This window comes from Marichromatium purpuratum 984, from assembly GCF_000224005.2.
Classification (GTDB): Bacteria; Pseudomonadota; Gammaproteobacteria; order Chromatiales; family Chromatiaceae; genus Marichromatium; species Marichromatium purpuratum.
On record NZ_CP007031.1, the window covers coordinates 2,799,166 to 2,816,418 of the forward strand.

Sequence of the window (17,253 nt, forward strand, 5' to 3'; positions counted from 1 at the left end):
CCAGTCCATCGAGGAAGGCAAGGCGTACATCCGCACCCTGATCGGCGACCAGGGCACGCACGACATCCTCTTTGAACTCGCCAACCTGCTGCTCGGACTGGAGCACGACGAGATCCACCCCTATCGCTCGCGGCTCAAGCAGCGGCCCGAGCACGAACGCACGACGGCCTAGCCGGGAGACACGGATGCAACGACGACTGAGACTGCTCGAGAGCGCCACCGCGACGACCGAGCGTCCGCTGCGCGTGGCCTTCGCCAGCAGCGATCGCGAGCGTGTCGATCAGCACTTCGGCGCCGCCCGAGCCTTCACCATCCACGGCATCGACCGCACCAGCCACCGGCTGCTGGAGGTCATCGAGTTCGCGCCGGGTGGGCGCGACGGCAACGAGGGCAAGCTCGGCGAACGCATCGTCGCACTCGAGGGCTGTCTCGCCGTCTATTGCGAGGCGATCGGTGCCTCGGCGGTCAGACAGCTCTGCGCCGTCGGCGTCCAACCGTTCAAGGTGCCCCACGGCACCCGGATCCGCGCCCAGATCGCCGCCCTGCAGGGCGAGCTGCGCGGCCGTCCCAGCCCCTGGCTGGCACGCGCGCTCGCCCCGCTCAGGCGGGGTGAAGCGGAACACCCACGTGTCGACCAGATGGAGGTCGAGGGATGGAGCGAATGATCGAGACCGTCGCAGTGGTGACCGCGAGCGCCCCGCCACGCGCCTGGGTCGCACCCGGCAACACCAGCGCCTGCTCCGGCTGCGCCCAGTCGGGCTATTGCGCCGGGGCCACGGCCGGGCGCCGCGGGCGCGGCCGACAGATCGTCATCGACGACCCGCTCGGACTCAGCCCCGGCGAGTCGGTGGTGATTGGCATCCCCGGCGCCGGGCTGCTGCGCGCCGCCACCCTCGCCTATCTGCTGCCGTTGCTGGCGCTGGCCGCGACCGCCTGGGCCGGCACCCGCTTCGCGCTGCCGCTGTGGGCCACGCTCGGCGGCGCGCTGCTCGCGCTCGGCGCCGGGCTGTGGCTGGCCGAACGACTCGGGCGCGACGCACCACGCCCGGTGGTGCTGCGCCGCCTGTCCTGATCCATCCCCAGATCCCAGCAGGAGAGAACACGATGACCGACACCCCAACCGCGCCACTGCCCACCCGAGGGCTGCTCGAGAGCGACTTCATGGTCGAGATGGTGCGCCAGATGCGCGCGATCGACGCCTATGGCCAGTACGAACACCTCTCCAACGCCGATCTGCTCGAACCCTTCGTACTCACCAAGGAGATGCGTCGCGGGATCCCCATCGTCGGCGATCCCGACGAGATCGTGGTCGAGCGGGTCAAGGCCTTCTACAACGCCATCGCAGCACTGATCGAGGCCGAGTGCGGACTGATGGCGGTGCCCTTGGTGCATCTCAGTCACGAGGGCTTCGGTCGAGTACTGATCACCACTGGCAAGCTGGTGGTGCTCGATCGCACCCTGCGCGACGTGCACCGCTTCGGCTTCCCCAGCCTGTCGCGGATGAAGGACGAGGCCGACAAGTATCTCTCCGTCGCCATCGAGCTGATCGGCGAACACTCCAAGGTTGCCGGACTCTGAGCCGCCCTGACACAGACGAGACAGACACCATGGATCCGCAACACCGTCAGGGGCTCGAGCGCGCCGCGCGCAAGGCCAAGCGCATCGCCAACGAGCGCGCCGCCGAGCTGCACGATCTGGTCGAGGAGCGTCTGCCCGGCGCCTATGCCGAGCTGCCGGCGCTCGCCCAGACCACCTACGACGCCTGTCTAGCGTGGGCCGAGGCCGACGCCAGACTCAAGGCCGCCGACGGGGCCTGACCCCGTCGCGATCATCGAGGATCAACACGCGACCGGCCCGGCGCCGATCGCGCCAACCGTACCGCGCGGCCAGTCGAGAGCCGCGGATTGGGAGCACTGCACCATGACTGTCATCACCGGTATCACCCGGGGCGGGGTCGAGTGGACACCGTCGTTCGTCATCACCATCGACCAGACCAGCTGCATCGGCTGTGGCCGCTGCTACAAGGTCTGTCCCCGCGAGGTCTTCGAGCTGATCGATCGCGACGAACTCGATCTCGACGCGATCGAGGACGATGACGACGACTTCGACGACGCGCCCGGCATGGTCATGAATCTCGCCGATGCGCTCGATTGCATCGGCTGCGCCTCCTGCTCGCGGGTCTGTCCCAAGGGCTGTCTCAGCCACCAGCCGAGCCCGGTGGCGGCCTGAGCCCGACGCGGACCAACGGGTCCGCGTCCTCCCCTCTCCCCGGGTTCAGCCGCGCTCGTCCATCGGCACGTAGTCGAGCGACTCGGGTCCGACATAGAGCTGACGCGGACGGGCGATGCGCCCGCCCGCGCCGGCCTGCTCCCACCAGTGGGCGATCCAGCCCGGCAACCGCCCCATCGCAAACATCACCGTGAACATGTTGGTGGGGATGCCCACCGCGCGGAGGATGATGCCGCTGTAGAAGTCGACGTTGGGATAGAGCTGGCGCTCGACGAAGTAGGGATCCTCGCGCGCGATCTCCTCGAGCCGACGGGCGATGTCGAGCAGCGGATCGCGCCGCCCGAGCTGGGCGAGCAACCGCTCGGCCACCCGGGCGAGGATCTGCGCGCGCGGGTCGAACTGCTTGTAGACCCGGTGACCGAAGCCCATCAGCCGCACCTTGCTGTCGCGGTCCTTGGCCAGACGCACGTATTGCTCGGGGGTGATCCGTCCCTGATGGATCTCCTCAAGCATTCGCAGCACCGCGACATTGGCACCACCGTGCAGCGGCCCCCACAGCGCGCACACCCCGGCGGCACAGGCGGCGAACAGGTTGGCCTGGCTGGAGCCGACCATGCGCACCGTCGAGGTCGAGCAGTTCTGCTCGTGATCGGCGTGGAGCAGCAGCACCAGGTTGATCGCGTCGCGCACCAGCGGCTCGCAGACGTACTCGGCATAGGGGTCGGAGAACATCATGTGCAGGAAGTTGGGCACATAACGCTGCTCGGGGTGGGGATAGATATAGGGCCGCCCGATGGAGTGCCGATAGGCGTAGGCGGCGATGGTGCGGATACGGCTGATCAGCCCGGCGGCGGCGGCGCGGAAGCGCTGCTCGTCCTCCAGCTCAAACAGCTCGGGGTGGAAGCAGGAGAGCGCGTTGATCATCGCCGAGAGGATCGCCATCGGCGGTGCGGCGCGCGGGAAGCCCTCGAAGTGATGCTTCATCCCCTCATCGAGGTTGGCGCAGGCGGTCAGTTCAGCGGAGAAGTCGGCGTATTCGCGGGCATTGGGCAGATGACCGAAGATCAGCAGCCAGGCGACCTCGACGAAGTTCGGGCTGTGCTCGAATTGCTCGATGGGGATGCCGCGATAGCGCAGGATGCCCCGTTCGCCGTCGATAGAGGTGATGGCGCTGCGACAGCTGCCGGTATTGGCATAGCCCGGATCGAGCGCGATCAGCCCGGTGCGGGCGCGCAGCGTCTGGATGTCGAGCGCGCGCTCGCCGGTGCTGCCGGTGACGATGGGCAGTGAGTGGTGCGCGTCACCCAGGATCAGGGTCGCTTGGTCGGACATGGAGAAAGACTCCGAGAAGATGCACAGGGACCGGGTGGCGCGCCCCGGAGAGGGCGCGCGCGCTCGGGATCGGAGTCGATGGTGTAGCGCGATCGCGCCCGTCTGGCAAGAGGCCGGATGGCGGGGCGATCGCAGGCCCCCTTGGGGCGTCGGCCGGCGGCCCGAGGGCCAGCGCCGCGAACAGGCTAGGTCAGCCCCTTGACGAAGGCTGCCATGTCGCGGGCGCGACCGGCCGCGCCCCGTGCCTTTCAGATCTCGGCGACGAGCTTGTCGTAAAAGCCGAGGAAGTCTTCCGGGGTCGGGCCCTCGCGCCACTCGATCGCCGGACGCGGGTGCTGGTTGAGCTGACCGGTGAGGTTGTAGGGCAGCGACGGACCCCAGTCGAGCTCCTTGCGCAGCGGCAGCATGTACTTCTGGATCACCTCGACGATCGGCCGGACGTCGAACTTGGGGTTGCGCAGAAAACCGAGCAGCAGCTCGGTGTGGCAATTGCCCGCGCCACGGCCGAAGCCGTAAATGGTCGAGTCGACGCGGTTGCAGCCGAGGATGATCGCCTCGATGGTGTTGGCGAAGGCCAGCTGCAGGTTGTTGTGGGCGTGGATGCCGATCTCCATGCCCTTGCCGGCGAGCGCGTCGGTGTACTTGTGGTAGAGCCGGTCGATCTGTTCGCGGTAGAGGTAGCCGAAGCTGTCGACGATGACCATGGTCGAGGCCGGAGTGTGGGAGACGGCCTCGAGGACCTTGTCGATCTCCTCCTCGGTGATGTTGGAGACGGCCATCAGGTTGGCGGTGGTCTCGTAACCGAGTTCGTGGGCGTGGTGGATCATGTCCACCGCCTCGGAGACCTGGTGGGCATAGAAGGCCACGCGGATCATCGACAGCGGGCTGTCGGCCGCCGGCACCAGGTCCTGCTCCCAGTCGCTCTTGCCGGCATCGGCCATGGCCGCGAGCTTGAGCCCGGTCTTCTCGGCGTCGTGGTCGCCGACGATACGGCGCATGTCGGCCTCGTCGCAGTGACGCCAGGGGCCGAACTTGTCCTTGGGGAAGACCCGCTTCGAGTTCTTGTAGCCGATCTCCATGTAGTCGATCCCGGCATCGATACAGGCATGGTAGACGGCGCTGACGAAGGCATCATCGAAGCGATGGGCATTCACCAGTCCCCCGTCCCGAACCGTGCAGTCGAGGACCTTGAGTTCCGGCCGGAAGGTGATCCATGGGGCCTTTTCGGACATCGTTCGTTTCTCCGCGAATTCCAATGGTTGACAGATCATTATTGAGCGCCCCGGCCCGCTGATCAAACCGATCTGGGCCGAGGGTGGACGACGGGTCGGGGCAATCCCGCCGCAACCGATCCGCAACCGTCCCGTCGCGGACGTGCCACGCCACGGTCATTTCCCCAATCTATCCTGACGCGACCTGCGTGAACACGCATTGCGAAAACCCGATCCGGTCCATCCGCCTGGAGCCCTCGCTTGAAAACAGCACCGACACTCGCCGACCGCATCGACCAGCGGGTCTTCGACGCCATCTACTCGCGCGCCCTGGTCTACAACACCTGCTGGGAGGACCCGGCGGTCGACCGGCTGGCCCTCGAGCTGACCCCGGACGACACCCTGCTGGTGATCACCAGCGCCGGCTGCAACGTGCTCGACTACGCCCTCACCGGGCCGCGACGGATCCACGCGGTGGACGCCAACCCGCGCCAGAACGCACTGCTCGAACTCAAGCTCGCCGGCATCCGCAGGCTCGACTTCGACGACTTCTTCGCCGTCTTCGGGCACGGCTACCACTCGGCGTTCCGCGACCTCTACCACGACGCCCTGCGCCAGACCCTCTCGCCCTTCGCCCGTGCCTTCTGGGACCGGCGCGCGGCCTGGTTCGGCAACCCCGACGGCAGCTTCTACTTCCATGGTCTCTCCGGGATCGTCGCGCGGCTGTTCAACACCTATCTGCGCGCCCGACCCCGGCTCGCCGAGAGTGTGCGTGCGCTGTTCGCCAGCGCCGATCTCGACCATCAGCGCGAGATCTACGACACCCGCGTCCAGCCGCTGTTCTGGACCCCGGCGCTCAACTGGACGCTCTCACGCCAGCTCACCATGAGCCTGCTCGGCGTCCCCCATCCGCAGCGCAAGGAGGTCCAGGCACAGCATGCCCAGGGCGTCGCCGGTTTCATCCGCGAGGCGCTCGAATACGTGCTGCGCCAACTGCCGATCGCCGACAACTACTTCTGGTCGGTCTATCTGCGCGGTCGCTACACCCCGACGTGCTGTCCCGAATATCTCAAGCGCGACAACTTCGCCGCGCTCAAGACCGGGCTGGTCGAGCGCATCGTGCCGCACACCTGCACCGTCACCGAGTTCCTCCACGCCAGCGACGAGCCCATCTCCAAGTACGTGCTGCTCGATCACATGGACTGGATGAGTTCCTACCACCCCGAGGCGCTCGCCGAGGAGTGGCAGGCGATCCTCGACCGCGCCAGTGCCGATGCGCGGATCATCTTCCGCAGCGCCCATGTCGCGCCGCGCTATCTCGAACGGCTCGAACTCGGCCCCGAGCGTACCCGCTTGAGCGAGCGTCTGCGCTTCCACCCCGAGCGCGCCGCCGCGCTCAACCGCCTCGACCGCGTGCACACCTACGCCGGCTTCCACATCGCGGATGTGCGCGCATGATCGGCAGCGACGCGCGCATCCTCCTCCACCTGCTGCGCGGCCAGCGTCGCCAGGGCTCGCACGCCGAACGGCTACAGCACTTCTACGCCCCCCAGGCGGTGCACTACGATCGCTTCCGCGAGCGCCTGCTGCACGGTCGCGCGCAACTGATCGCCGCACTCGACCCGGCGCCCGGCGCCTATCTGGTCGAACTCGGCGCCGGCACCGGACGCAACCTGCTCTATCTCGGCGAACGCCTCGACAGCCTCGGCCGGATCGACCTCGTCGACCTCTGCCCGGCGCTGCTCGAGGAGGCACGCCGGCGCACCGCCGGCCTCGCCAGGGCGCGGGTGATCGAGGCCGACGCCGCCGACTACCGCCCCGAGAGGCCGGTCGACTGCGTCTACTGCGCCTACTCGCTGACGATGATGCCCAACTGGCAGGCGGTGCTCGCAAACGCCCTCGCCATGCTCCGCCCCGACGGCACCCTGGGGGTGGTCGACTTCTACGTCTCCGACGCCCGAGGCGGCCCCGGCAACGCCCGCCACAGCGCCCTCGCCCGCGCCTTCTGGCCCCGCTGGTTCGCCCACGACGGCGTCCACCCCAGCCCCGAGCCGCTGCGCTGGCTGCGCGACCACCTCCCCGATCACCGCCTCGACGAACACCTCGCCCCGGTCCCCTACCTCCCCGGCCTGCGCGTGCCCTACTACCGCTTCGTCGGGCGCAAGTCGCCGTCAGCCGGAAGGACTGAACCGCAAAGACACCAAGGACGCGAAGGGGAATAAGCCGCCAGCCGTCAGCGATCAGCCCCCAGTGGGTGCGAACCCGCGCCGCCTGCGCCTCACGCCGACATCACACGTCACTCACTTCGCGTGCTTCGCGGCTTTGCGGTTCAATCCTGGCGGCTGGCGGCTGGCGGCTGGCGGCTGGTGGCTGGTGGCTGGTGGCTGGTGGCTTGGGTCAACCGTCCGTCCACTGCCCCATCGACGAGCCAGCGATGCTCGTCGACGGTTAACCCAACACAGACGCTCAGAGCATCGACTCGGGGGCGGCGATCAGGGCCATGACCTCGTGCTCGCACGGGCTGAGTTTGGCCAGGCGCATGGCGATCTGGGCACGGGTGGCTCGGGAGGCGCGGTGACGCTCGTCGTAGTCGAGGGCGCTACAAATGCTGTCGCTGGGCGGATCGCACTGACAGCTCCCGAGACCCGTCGCCTGCTCAAGGCGCTGCTGTGGCGCGAACGCGCCCCGCCTGATGCCGTCATCGCTTGGTCGGATTGGCGACGACGACATCAAGCACGGGCCAGGACCTGTGACTATCGAGCGCGCGGGGCTGGGCCGCCGTGAAGATGTGCAGCTGTAGTACTAGTGGGCATCGAACGTACCCTCGAAGCTGTCATAAGAGTTCGCTACGGCGAAGCCCACGTTGGTTCCCAGCGCCTTGAAATGCGCCTTCCCGCAGTCGATTTTGCCTTGCTCAGTCGGGCGAAGCGCATCGGTGAGCAGGCTGCCCTTGGTCTCGACAATGAAGAACAGTCGTTCGACGTCCTCACGCTCAACCAGCACGGCCCAGTCGGGGTTGTAGGTGCCGAGCGGGGTTTCGATCTTGAACCAGTCCGGAAGCTTGGCGAAGACCTTCACGTCACCGCTCTGATCGAGCCTTTCGGCAAACTTGCGCTCGACGTCCGAGTCGTAGACGACGTGGTCGTAGACCGATTTCTCGGTCTTCACCATATTCTTGCTGAGGTAGCCGAAGAGTTCCTGGTCCTTGAACAATTCTTGCCCGTAGAAGGCGTCATCACCGATGCGGTGGTATTTGATGCCGTCGACAATGAACAAGCGCATTTGGCTCTTAATGATCTCGGAGACCTGTTCGATGAACTTGTTCGGGTTGCGCTTGAAATCCCCGAGCCGACCGCTGCGACGCAGGATCTCGACGATGGATCGCCGGGTCAGGTTCGTCTCGTTCTGGAGAAAGGAAACGATGTCTGGCGGTCGCATGTGCTCGGCATCGTAGCTGTAGGTCTGCTGGAACGCCTCGCCCATGCCGATGCCGCCGCGACTGATCTCCGTTTTGCTCTTACGGTAGACGAAGCGTGCCTTGGTCACCACCGGGCTCTTCTTGATTTCGTCGGCGCAGGTCTCGATAAGCGCTTCGGTATCGAAGCTCACCTGGAAAGTTGTCTTGTACTTGATGCGGTCCCAGAGCGCCTTAAAGTCTTCGCCCAGGAAGCGCTCCTTGTTTAAGCTGACCTTGGTACGTTCCTCGGCGTTCTTGACATTAAGGCTACCGGCCACCTTATTGAGCAAGGCGGCGATCTGTCCAGCCTGCTCGGCTACCTCGTTGGGCAGTTCCAAGCTGTCGTCATTCAGGGCGCGTCGGAGTTTATCAGTTACCTTGCCTCGATTATCGACGTATCCCTCTTTCTTGAGGTGCTCCCAGACTTTCTTAGAGGTCTCGACACCGAGCGGCTGCTGTGCCCCGTTCGCATCCTGTACCGGGATATTGGCGAAGAGGTGCTGTTCGACCAAGCCGAAGCGAATACCGGTGTCTTCCTCGATCTCCTTCTGCAGCTTGCGGGCGAATTCCTCGTAGGACTCGTTCGCCATGACTGTCAGCGTGTTGACCTCGAAGCCGTAGACTCGCTCGCCCTCCTGGTCGACGCAGATCCGCAGCCCGCGCCCGATCTCCTGGCGCTTTTTCATTACCGATGAGGTCTCGTTCAAGGTGCAGATCTGGAACACGTTCGGGTTGTCCCAACCCTCCCGCAGCGCCGAGTGCGAGAAGATGAACTTAAGCTTCGAGTCGAAGCTCAGCAGCTTTTCCTTGTCCCGCATGATCAAGTGATACGCACCTTCGTCATCGGCGGTGGTGCCACCGCCCTTGGACTCCTTGAGTCGGGCATTGCCACTAGCATCCTTCTTCTTGTCCTGGGCGAAGTAACCATTGTGAACACCGTCCGCCGCAGTCTTCAGATCGACGTCTTCGAAGAGCGTGCTGTACTTCGGCTTTTTGATCGCCTTGGCGTATTCCTCCTCGAACATCAGGGCGTATTTGCCCTTCACCGGGTTGCCGTCGGCATCGTAGGCACGGTAGTTGGCCACACGGTCGATGAAGAACAGGCTCAGCACCTTGATGCCCTTCGGCCTTAGGCGGAGTTCCTTGTCGAGGTGCTCGTCGATGGTTTTGCGGATCTGCAGGCGCTTGTACTCATCGTCGTCGACCTCGCCGATGGTCTGTCCAAGCCGTACGACGGTCTCGGTGCCGGTAAAGCTGATGTACTCCTGACCCTCGGCGCAGTAAATCTCCTCAATGATGTAGCCGTCGTAGACGTCGCGTCCGCCGGATAGCTCCACCAGGTCGACGCCGGTCTTGACCTTCTTCTGCTCCCGCTTGATCTGTCCCTTCCGGATAGCGTCGTATTCGATACGCGCGGAGATACCGTTCCTATTATCGACGCTAAGCAGTCGGACGTAGGCGTTGTTATGGCTGTCGGCAACTGTGACGCCCGCCACCTCGATCTGCTTTACCAATTTGCGCTCGTAGGCATCCACCGAGTCCAGCCGGAAGACCTGATGGTGCTTGTCCTGATGCGTTGCCGAGTAGCGGAAGGTGCACAGCGGGTTGAGCGACGCGAGGGCCTCGGTACTCTTCTTTGTGGTATCGACACTCTGCGGCTCGTCGATAATGACGATGGGGTTGGTAGCCTGAATGAACTCGATGGGCTTGGCCCCGGTCATGCGATCGTTCGGCCGGTGGATGATGTTGGCCTTCGACTCCTTGCTGGGGTCGGCGAAGCTCCGCCGGAAGGCATCGATGTTGATGACCATGATCTGAATGCAGTCGCTGGTCGCGAAGTTCCTAACCTGGCCGAGCTTCTGGGAGTCGTAGACGAAGTAGTCGAAGCGGACGTTGTCGAAGAGCCCCTTGAAGTGCTCTTCGGTCATCTCGAGCGACTTTTTGACGCCCTCCTTGATGGCGACGGAGGGCACGACGACGATGAACTTGGTGAAGCCGTATTTGCGATTCAGCTCGAAGATACTGCGCAGATAGACATAGGTCTTGCCCGTCCCAGTCTCCATTTCGACGGTGAAGTTGAGATCGCCCAGGGCCGTTGAAGGCTTGAGGCCGTTACGCAACTGGACCTTGCCGATGTTCGCGAGGATGTCCTCGTTGAGCAGCTTGAGGTAGTTGCCAATGCCGGGACTGTTCTCACTGATGCCCAAGCTCAGCTGTGGCGTTGCGTCCATGGCGCCGACCGTAAAGTTGGTCTGGCAGGTCTCCTGGCCCTCGAACAGATCGACGATGGACGCGATGGCATCCGCCTGGAAGTCCAGATCGGGGTTGAACTTGATCTTCATCCGGATCTCCCTAGAGCGACTTCACGTCATCAATGCCGGCCTGCCTCAAGATTTGAACGGCATTGGTCTTAACCACGTCGTCGGCAAAGCCGGCGTCCTTGAACACCACCCGCATGACTTCGGGCTGAAACTCATCCTTCAGAGCGGTGATGCCGGATACCACCTCCAGCGTGATGTTGTCGGCGAGGCAGACGATCAGCGCACCGGCGCCGATCACCGTGACCTTCCGTCCCTCGATGTCTCGGGTGTCGGTCGGGATGGCGAGGTCGAGACCGTACTTGAGCAGAAGCTCGTAGAGCACGTCGTCTTCGGAGCGGTTGGGTTTGATGTTATCGACGGACTCCACAAGGTCTTGATCAATCGAGTCGAACTCGGCGTCCCAGGGCTTGATGTTGCTACTGGAGAGTTTGAAAGCTCGAAATCCCCGGTTTTCAACTGCCACTTTAGCAGAGGCGGCACGGAGTCGAGCAATACTAATGCTAGCGACAGACCCGAACCTCTCGTCGTCAATGTGCTCCGGAAGCTGTACCAAAATAAAGCGCCGGTTTCCCCCATCGTCCATGTTTTGTTGCATCACAGCGTCCCCCGTGGACCCCGACCCGGCGAAAAAGTCTAGTACGATATCGCATGAGTTGGTGTTTGTTGATAGCCCAAGCATTTTACGGATCAGCCGTGTTGGCTTAGGATTATCGAAAACAGCTTTGCCATCGAAGAGGGCTTTAACCTCAAGCCCCCCTTCATCCGTGGTTCCAGCCTCCTTGTGGTCCCAGATGTTCACCGGAACCATTCCCTCCGCCTCCGAAAGGAATATCTTCTTCCGCGGATACTTGGCGTCCCCGTCTTGGCCCCACCACAGCCGGTTCTCGGAAACGAGCCGACGATACTCCTCCTCGGAGTTCTTCCAGGCATGGGTGGGGTGTTCGACGACTCTCCCGTCAGGCGCAGTGATGGGATATACGAGGTTGGGACGCTTCTCCTTCGTCGCAGGATTGACAAAAGAAGAAGTTGTCCAGTCCCCTCGCGGATCTTTATCAGGATTGCTGTAGCCTGAGTCAGCCTTTTCGGTCCTAGTTTCTCTTAGATGCTCGAGCACATCGCTTCGGCGGTAGACGAGCAATGTATCTTTTAGCGAGTAGAACGCTTTAGCGTTGTTACTGCGCGTATATCGCTTTTCCCAAGCGATAGCGGCCATGAAGTTCTCGACCCCAAACACCTCGTCTAAGATATGACGTAGATTATGTGCCTCATGGTCATCGATGGATACAAAGAGTAGACCATCATCGCGCAATAGATTCCGAGCCAGCTTCAGCCGCGGATACATCATATTCAGCCAGTTCGTGTGATACCGGCCTGATGTCTCCGCATTCGCCGACACCTTGAAGCCCTCGTCGTCCACCTGCCCGGTGTAACGGAGGTAGGTGTCGAGATTGTCCTGCCACTTGTCCGGGTAGATGAACTCCTTGCCCGTGTTGTAGGGCGGATCGATGTAGATCATCTTCACCTTGCGGTGATAGCTCTTCTGCAGGAGCTTCAGCACCTCCAGGTTGTCACCCTCGATGAAGATGTTCTTGGTGGTGTCCCAGTTGACCGACTCTTCGGGGCAAGGGCGCAGCGTCCCCATCGACGGTGTCTGGGCAATCTGCTTGGCTCGGCTCTTGCCGTTCCAGGTGAAGGAGTAGCGCTCTTCCCGGTCGTCCACGTAATCGCCGAGCGTCTCCTTGAGTGCGTCGAAGTCGATGAGGCCATCGGCGAAGACCTCCGGGAAGAGTTCCCGCAGTCGCTCGATGTTGTCCGCCACCAGGTCTGGCGATGCCCCGTCTTCGCGCGTCAGCTTCTTCATGCAATCGTTCCTTTACTTACAGCTCGGCCTTGGTTCGGACCAGTCGGTCTTCGAGTTCTTTGATGCGTGTATTCAGTTCGACCTTCTCGGCGAACTGGTCTTCTTTGGCGATGGCGACCCGGAGACGGCGGATGTCCCGTTCCATCGTGTGGCACTGCTCGAGCCGTTGCCGGCGATCCTGCTCGGGCTGCGTGGCGTCGACCACGAAGGTGCCTGTCAGCTCACCACAGGTCCGTGCCAGTACGGCATCGACCATGCCGCGGTAGAGGGCGTAGAAGTCGACCCGCGAAAGGCTGGGTAAGGCCAGTGCCTCGCAAAATGCCTGGTCGATCTCGGACAGCGGCGGCTCGATCCACGGTGAGCACAGAAAGCCTTCGGCCACGATGGCGCCTTGCTCCGCTCGGCTGAAGCGCTTGTGGGCGACGCTCACGCAGAAGGCATCTCCTTCCACCATCACCAGCAGGACCGGATAGGGGATCGCGCGTTGGAGCAGCTCGGCGATGCGTGGGGCTCGGCTGCGATGGCTGAGGTCTGCCTCGATGAGGTCGATTTCCAGGTACTCTCGGTCCGAGTCCTCGTAAGGGAGCACCTGCACCGTGTCGGCCTTCAGCGTGTATTTCCAGGTCAACTTGTCGACATCGCTCGACAGCGTCTTTTTGTCGGCGCTCGTCAGCTGGCCGTGCTCCAACACCATCTTCTTGGCAATGCGTTTATCGATCAGACCGACGTCTGGCAGCCCGAGCTGGGCGTAGAAGGCGTCCTTGTCGAAGGCCATGGGGTCTGCGTTCATGCGCCCTCCGCTGCCAGCACGGCCAGATAAGCGACAACCTCGAAGTCATCAAGCCCGCGCTGGTTGCCCCGGCTCATGGCGGTGCCGCCGCGATGGAACAGGCTTTCCACGCCCTGCTCTTCGGCCTTTCCCGAGATTGCAGCGACCGCTTGCTCCAGGAGCGTGTGGTAGTGGGCCATGTCCGCGCCTTGCCGCGTGCGCTCGGCGAGCAACCGCTGGGCTTCGGCGTCGGGTTGCGAGCGACCGAGGGAAAGCTTCTTCACCAGGTCTAGGATGCGTCGGGTCTGCGAGAAATTGAGGACCACCTCGCCGTCATCGGCGACAAAGACGAGGAAGTGCGGACTGAGGGCGTAGGTAGAGTCCACCGTGACCTTGGCGTTTTCGCTGCGCAGGCAAAAGAAAGCCCCCGGCTTGATCTCGGAGTCCGCCAACAGTGCGTCGTCGATGGTAACCGAGCAGGCTCCCGGCGGTAACCTGGCCAGCTCCTCCTGGTGGTGCTTGAGGTAGTTGCCGAGGTCCATCTTGAAGTCGTTCAGGGTCAGGTCGGTGATCGAGATCCCGCCACCGAGATCCTCGATGTCGATGACCTGCTCTTGCAGCACCTCGAACTGATGCTTGCGGTAGGCCAGATCGTTCATCTGCTCCTGGGGGCTTTCCTCGATCACGTTCTCCTCACCGGTCGCCGAGATGTCGAGCAGCACCATGCGGCCCGACACGCGGGCCTCGAGGTTGATGTACTCGTCGAGTTCCATGTTCGGCCAGAAGTTGACGAGCTGGATGCTGTCGTTGCGTGAGCCGAGTCGATCGATGCGCCCGAAGCGCTGGATGATTCGGACCGGGTTCCAGTGGATGTCGTAGTTGACCAGGTAGTCGCAGTCCTGGAGGTTCTGGCCTTCGGAAATGCAGTCAGTGGCGATGAGGAGATCGACTTCCGTGGTCAGGCTCGCGTCGATCTGTGCCCGTTCCTTCGAAATGGGCGAGAAAGCCGTCAGCACGGAGTCGAGATCGGTGCGCAACCCCTTGAGGTTGCTTTTGTTGCGCCCGGAGCGACCGGTCACGATGGCGCTATGCAGGCCGTACGCCTGCATAGCCCAGTCGGCGATATGCTGGTAGAGATAGTCGGCGGTATCCGCGAAGGCGGTGAAGACGAGCACCTTGCGGTTGTCCGGGTTGATCGGGTTGGTGAGCTTGTCGCTGATGAGGGCCTTGAGTCGGCGCAGCTTCTCGTCGCGCTCGATGCCCACCTGTCTTGCCTCGCGCAGCAGCCCGGTCAGAATCGCCTGGTCCTCCTGCAGGTCCTGCTTCCAGCGGATCAGATCGACGTCCTGCAGCAACACCTTGACCTTGGCTCCAACGAGGTACTGGTCGAAGTCATCATTGTCGAGATCGATGTCCTCTATGCTCTGCTCTTCGATCGCGGACGCGTCGTGCGTGTCGATCCGCTCGATGAGGTTGTTCACCTTGCCGAGCAACTTCTCGACGGTCTGGGCGAACGAGTGGATGGAGCTTTCCATCCGTTTGAGCAGGTTCACCCGCATCAGGTGAATCAGGCTCTCTTCACGGTCCAGTTGTCGGAACGAGCGCCCGCCCGCAAGCTCCATGTCGTAGCGCCGGCTGTACTCCTCGATCTTATCTGGCAACACGTAGCGCATCGGGGCGTAAGCGCTCAGCGTCAGGCGTCGAATGTCCCGATTGACCTCTCGCAGCGGAGGAAATAGATCGGCCGTGTCGATGTCCGCCCTGACGTTGATGGGTTTGTTGCGGTGCGGGAAATCTCCGATCTCGGCCAGGTCGTAATATTTCTCGATATGCTTACGTGAGCGCGCAATGGTGAGCAGGTCGAGGAGCTTGAAGTAGTCGAAATTCAGCGACTCCAGCAACGCGGTCGTGGTCCGCCGATCGGCGTCCAACTTGAGCCATTGGTTGAAGCGTGCCTGCGCTTTGCGCAGCGTCTGCTCGATGCTGACAATACCCCCTGCATCGAGCGCGTCGTCGCAGCCCTCGGTGATGAAGGCAACCTGGTTCTTCAGGTCGTTCATCCGGTTATTGACCGGTGTCGCCGACAGCAACAGCACGCGCGTTTTCACGCCGGCGCAGATGATGTCGTGCATCAGCCGCTTGTAGCGGGTTAGACCGTCTTTCTTGGGCGGATTGTTGCGGAAGTTGTGGGACTCGTCGATGACCACGAGGTCGTAGTTGCCCCAGTTGATGCTCTCCAGATTGACCTCGCCGGACTGCCCCTGTTGGCGGGTCAGATCCGTGTGGTTGAGGACGTCGTAGTTGAAGCGGTCGGAGGCGAAGATGTTGCGTTTGTCGTTGACCGTGTAGAGGGTCCAATTCTCGCGCAGCCTTTTCGGGCACAGCACCAGTACCCGGTCGTTACGCAGCTCGTAGTATTTGATGATAGCCAGGGCCTCGAAGGTCTTTCCGAGGCCGACGCTGTCGGCAATGATGCAGCCGTTGTAGCGTTCGATTTTATCGATTGCCCCAAGCACGCCGTCGCGCTGGAAGCGGTAGAGCTTCTGCCAGACCAGCGTGTCACGGATGCCCGTCTTCGCCTTGACGATTTGGTCTTCCTCAAGCTGGTCGAGGCTGTCCTCGAACAGGGCGTGCAGTATGGCGAAGTAGATGGTCTGAGCGGACTTCGGCGCAAAGATCCGTTGCAGCTCGGCCAGCATCTGCGGCTTCACGTCCCTGGTGAGGTGGCGGTCGTTCCACAGGCCGTCGAAGAGGGCGAGTCGACCGCTAACCTCCGCCTCGCCTTCGAGCTGTGTGTTCATCTCGAAACGCGTGGATGGGACGAGGCCAAGTCCCGGAGCGATGAACGTGGAGCTGCCTTGAATGGCCATACGGCGGTGGCTGTTGGAGGCGAGGTACAGGCTAGCCGGGACGGGCGCCTGGACACCGCTGACGTCGACGCGATGCTCGATCCAATCCGCGCATTTCCGAGCAACGTTCTCAGCCATGAGTTTGTTGCGGTAGCTACGCTCCTCGACGCCGCCAAGTAGCCGAGATGCGGCAGGCGGGGCTTGGTCTCCCGAGAGGCCGGGCGTGAGAAGAAGTCGGATGTGATTGGGCGTTTCAAGTGCCCCGCGCAGCTCATCAAAGGCGAAGATCGAAAATTCGCTGGTGAGAATTGCGACCTCGGCCGCGCCGTCCAGCGCCTGCCGGAGCGCATCGATGACCCGGCCATGGGCCTTATTGTCGAGCAACGCGGCAGTCGGCTGAGGCTGGTTGTCTGCTTGTGCGGTTACCGTATCAACCTCGACGGCGGTCGACGGATCGGAATGTAGATGCTCTCCCGGCGCGGGCAGTGCATCGTCGGTGAGCTGCGCGCAGGGAATCCAGTTAACGAAGGGCGAGTCATCGGAGGTACGGGCGATGCGGGCCTTGTACACCTGTCCCCGCTCGGCCTCCTTGAACGCGGAATAGAGATCCACTTCGCCCGAACGAAGCTGTGCGAGGCGGCGAGGCGATAACGCCGTCAGTAGCCACGTCTTGTGATCCGGCGTCTGCTCTGACAGTAGTGCGAGGTAGAGCAGTTCTGTCAGGTCTCGACAGACGAACAACACCGGTTCGTCATAGAACTCGCAGACTTCGACCAGGTCCATGTCGCCAATCTGCGGAAAGGAGAAGTCTGCCATCAACCTCTATCCTTCATGTCCGCAGGGGCGATGACACGGAAAGTCGAAGACGGATCAAAGCTGTCGGAAAGCCAGCATGACCGGTGGAAGGGGCTCGTGTTGGACGGAGTGGATTTGGTTGATCCCATGCCATTTCGTAGCTGACCGCTTGCAACTGGCTTGCCCCGATAAGCGGGGACTCGTCTCCGCAGGCGCAGCACGCCATCCCTGTCGTCGAAGACGGAAACGCTGCGTGACTGACAGGCCTTACTTGGAATGATCCAATTGTTCTTGATGCCCCAGGGGCGGAAGTCTTGAGCTGTGGGTGGGTCATTGACAAAAACCCGCATGACGACTCCGCTTGCATCGATTACTTCGACTGGCGGACACCCTTCAGGGAAATAGTCTGCCCAGGCGGTTTGGCAGAGT

General features: G+C 62.7%; 13 protein-coding genes. 7 read left to right on the forward strand and 6 right to left on the reverse strand.

Going from position 1 to position 17,253, the window contains the following annotated elements; translation table 11 throughout:
* Positions 1 to 185: 185 nt before the first annotated feature.
* From MARPU_RS12165 to fdxB, 5 genes are all read left to right on the forward strand, one after another.
* Positions 186 to 665, forward strand: coding sequence for a NifB/NifX family molybdenum-iron cluster-binding protein (locus MARPU_RS12165; RefSeq protein ID WP_005224776.1), 480 nt, complete (start codon positions 186 to 188; stop codon positions 663 to 665).
* Entirely contained in the window at positions 653 to 1,072 is a 420-nt protein-coding gene (locus tag MARPU_RS16795) for a SoxR reducing system RseC family protein (RefSeq protein WP_005224775.1), read from the forward strand. The genes MARPU_RS12165 and MARPU_RS16795 overlap by 13 nt, the downstream gene beginning before the upstream one ends.
* A gap of 32 nt (positions 1,073 to 1,104) precedes the next feature.
* Positions 1,105 to 1,578 (forward strand): NifX-associated nitrogen fixation protein, encoded by a 474-nt coding sequence (locus MARPU_RS12175; protein ID WP_005224774.1) that lies wholly within the window; start codon positions 1,105 to 1,107, stop codon positions 1,576 to 1,578.
* Between the two features lie 29 nt (positions 1,579 to 1,607).
* Entirely contained in the window at positions 1,608 to 1,817 is a 210-nt protein-coding gene (locus tag MARPU_RS12180) for a CCE_0567 family metalloprotein (RefSeq protein WP_005224773.1), read from the forward strand.
* A 103-nt stretch (positions 1,818 to 1,920) separates the two neighbouring features.
* A complete protein-coding gene (gene fdxB / locus MARPU_RS12185; RefSeq protein ID WP_005224772.1) occupies positions 1,921 to 2,229 on the forward strand; it encodes a ferredoxin III, nif-specific in 309 nt (102 codons plus the stop codon).
* Positions 2,230 to 2,274: 45 nt separating this feature from the next.
* Here the strand turns inward: fdxB and MARPU_RS12190 are convergent, their stop codons facing one another.
* Entirely contained in the window at positions 2,275 to 3,561 is a 1,287-nt protein-coding gene (locus tag MARPU_RS12190; protein ID WP_005224771.1) for a citrate synthase, read from the reverse strand.
* Positions 3,562 to 3,809: 248 nt separating this feature from the next.
* On the reverse strand, positions 3,810 to 4,793 hold the full coding sequence (locus tag MARPU_RS12195) for an aldolase catalytic domain-containing protein (protein ID WP_005224770.1): 984 nt from the start codon (positions 4,791 to 4,793) through the stop codon (positions 3,810 to 3,812).
* A gap of 240 nt (positions 4,794 to 5,033) precedes the next feature.
* On the opposite strand from MARPU_RS12195, the gene MARPU_RS12200 reads away from it, so the two are divergent.
* The gene (locus tag MARPU_RS12200) at positions 5,034 to 6,230 is read left to right on the forward strand and encodes a DUF3419 family protein (protein ID WP_005224769.1); all 1,197 of its coding nucleotides are present in this window, start codon (positions 5,034 to 5,036) and stop codon (positions 6,228 to 6,230) included.
* Positions 6,227 to 6,994, forward strand: a complete 768-nt coding sequence (locus MARPU_RS12205) for a class I SAM-dependent methyltransferase (RefSeq protein WP_005224768.1) — start codon at positions 6,227 to 6,229, stop codon at positions 6,992 to 6,994. Before MARPU_RS12200 ends, MARPU_RS12205 begins: the two co-directional genes overlap by 4 nt.
* Positions 6,995 to 7,574: 580 nt before the next feature.
* On the opposite strand, the gene MARPU_RS12215 is transcribed toward MARPU_RS12205, so the two are convergent.
* Genes MARPU_RS12215 through MARPU_RS12230 form a run of 4 tightly spaced genes read right to left on the reverse strand, consistent with a single transcriptional unit; the run spans position 7,575 to position 16,845 of the window.
* Positions 7,575 to 10,571, reverse strand: a complete 2,997-nt coding sequence (locus MARPU_RS12215; RefSeq protein WP_005224766.1) for a type III restriction-modification system endonuclease — start codon at positions 10,569 to 10,571, stop codon at positions 7,575 to 7,577.
* 10 nt (positions 10,572 to 10,581) lie between these two features.
* Entirely contained in the window at positions 10,582 to 12,411 is a 1,830-nt protein-coding gene (locus MARPU_RS12220; RefSeq protein WP_005224765.1) for a site-specific DNA-methyltransferase, read from the reverse strand.
* A 16-nt stretch (positions 12,412 to 12,427) separates the two neighbouring features.
* The gene (locus tag MARPU_RS12225; RefSeq protein ID WP_005224764.1) at positions 12,428 to 13,201 is read right to left on the reverse strand and encodes a DUF4391 domain-containing protein; all 774 of its coding nucleotides are present in this window, start codon (positions 13,199 to 13,201) and stop codon (positions 12,428 to 12,430) included.
* Entirely contained in the window at positions 13,198 to 16,845 is a 3,648-nt protein-coding gene (locus tag MARPU_RS12230; protein WP_005224763.1) for a helicase-related protein, read from the reverse strand. The genes MARPU_RS12225 and MARPU_RS12230 overlap by 4 nt, the downstream gene beginning before the upstream one ends.
* Positions 16,846 to 17,253: the final 408 nt, after the last annotated feature.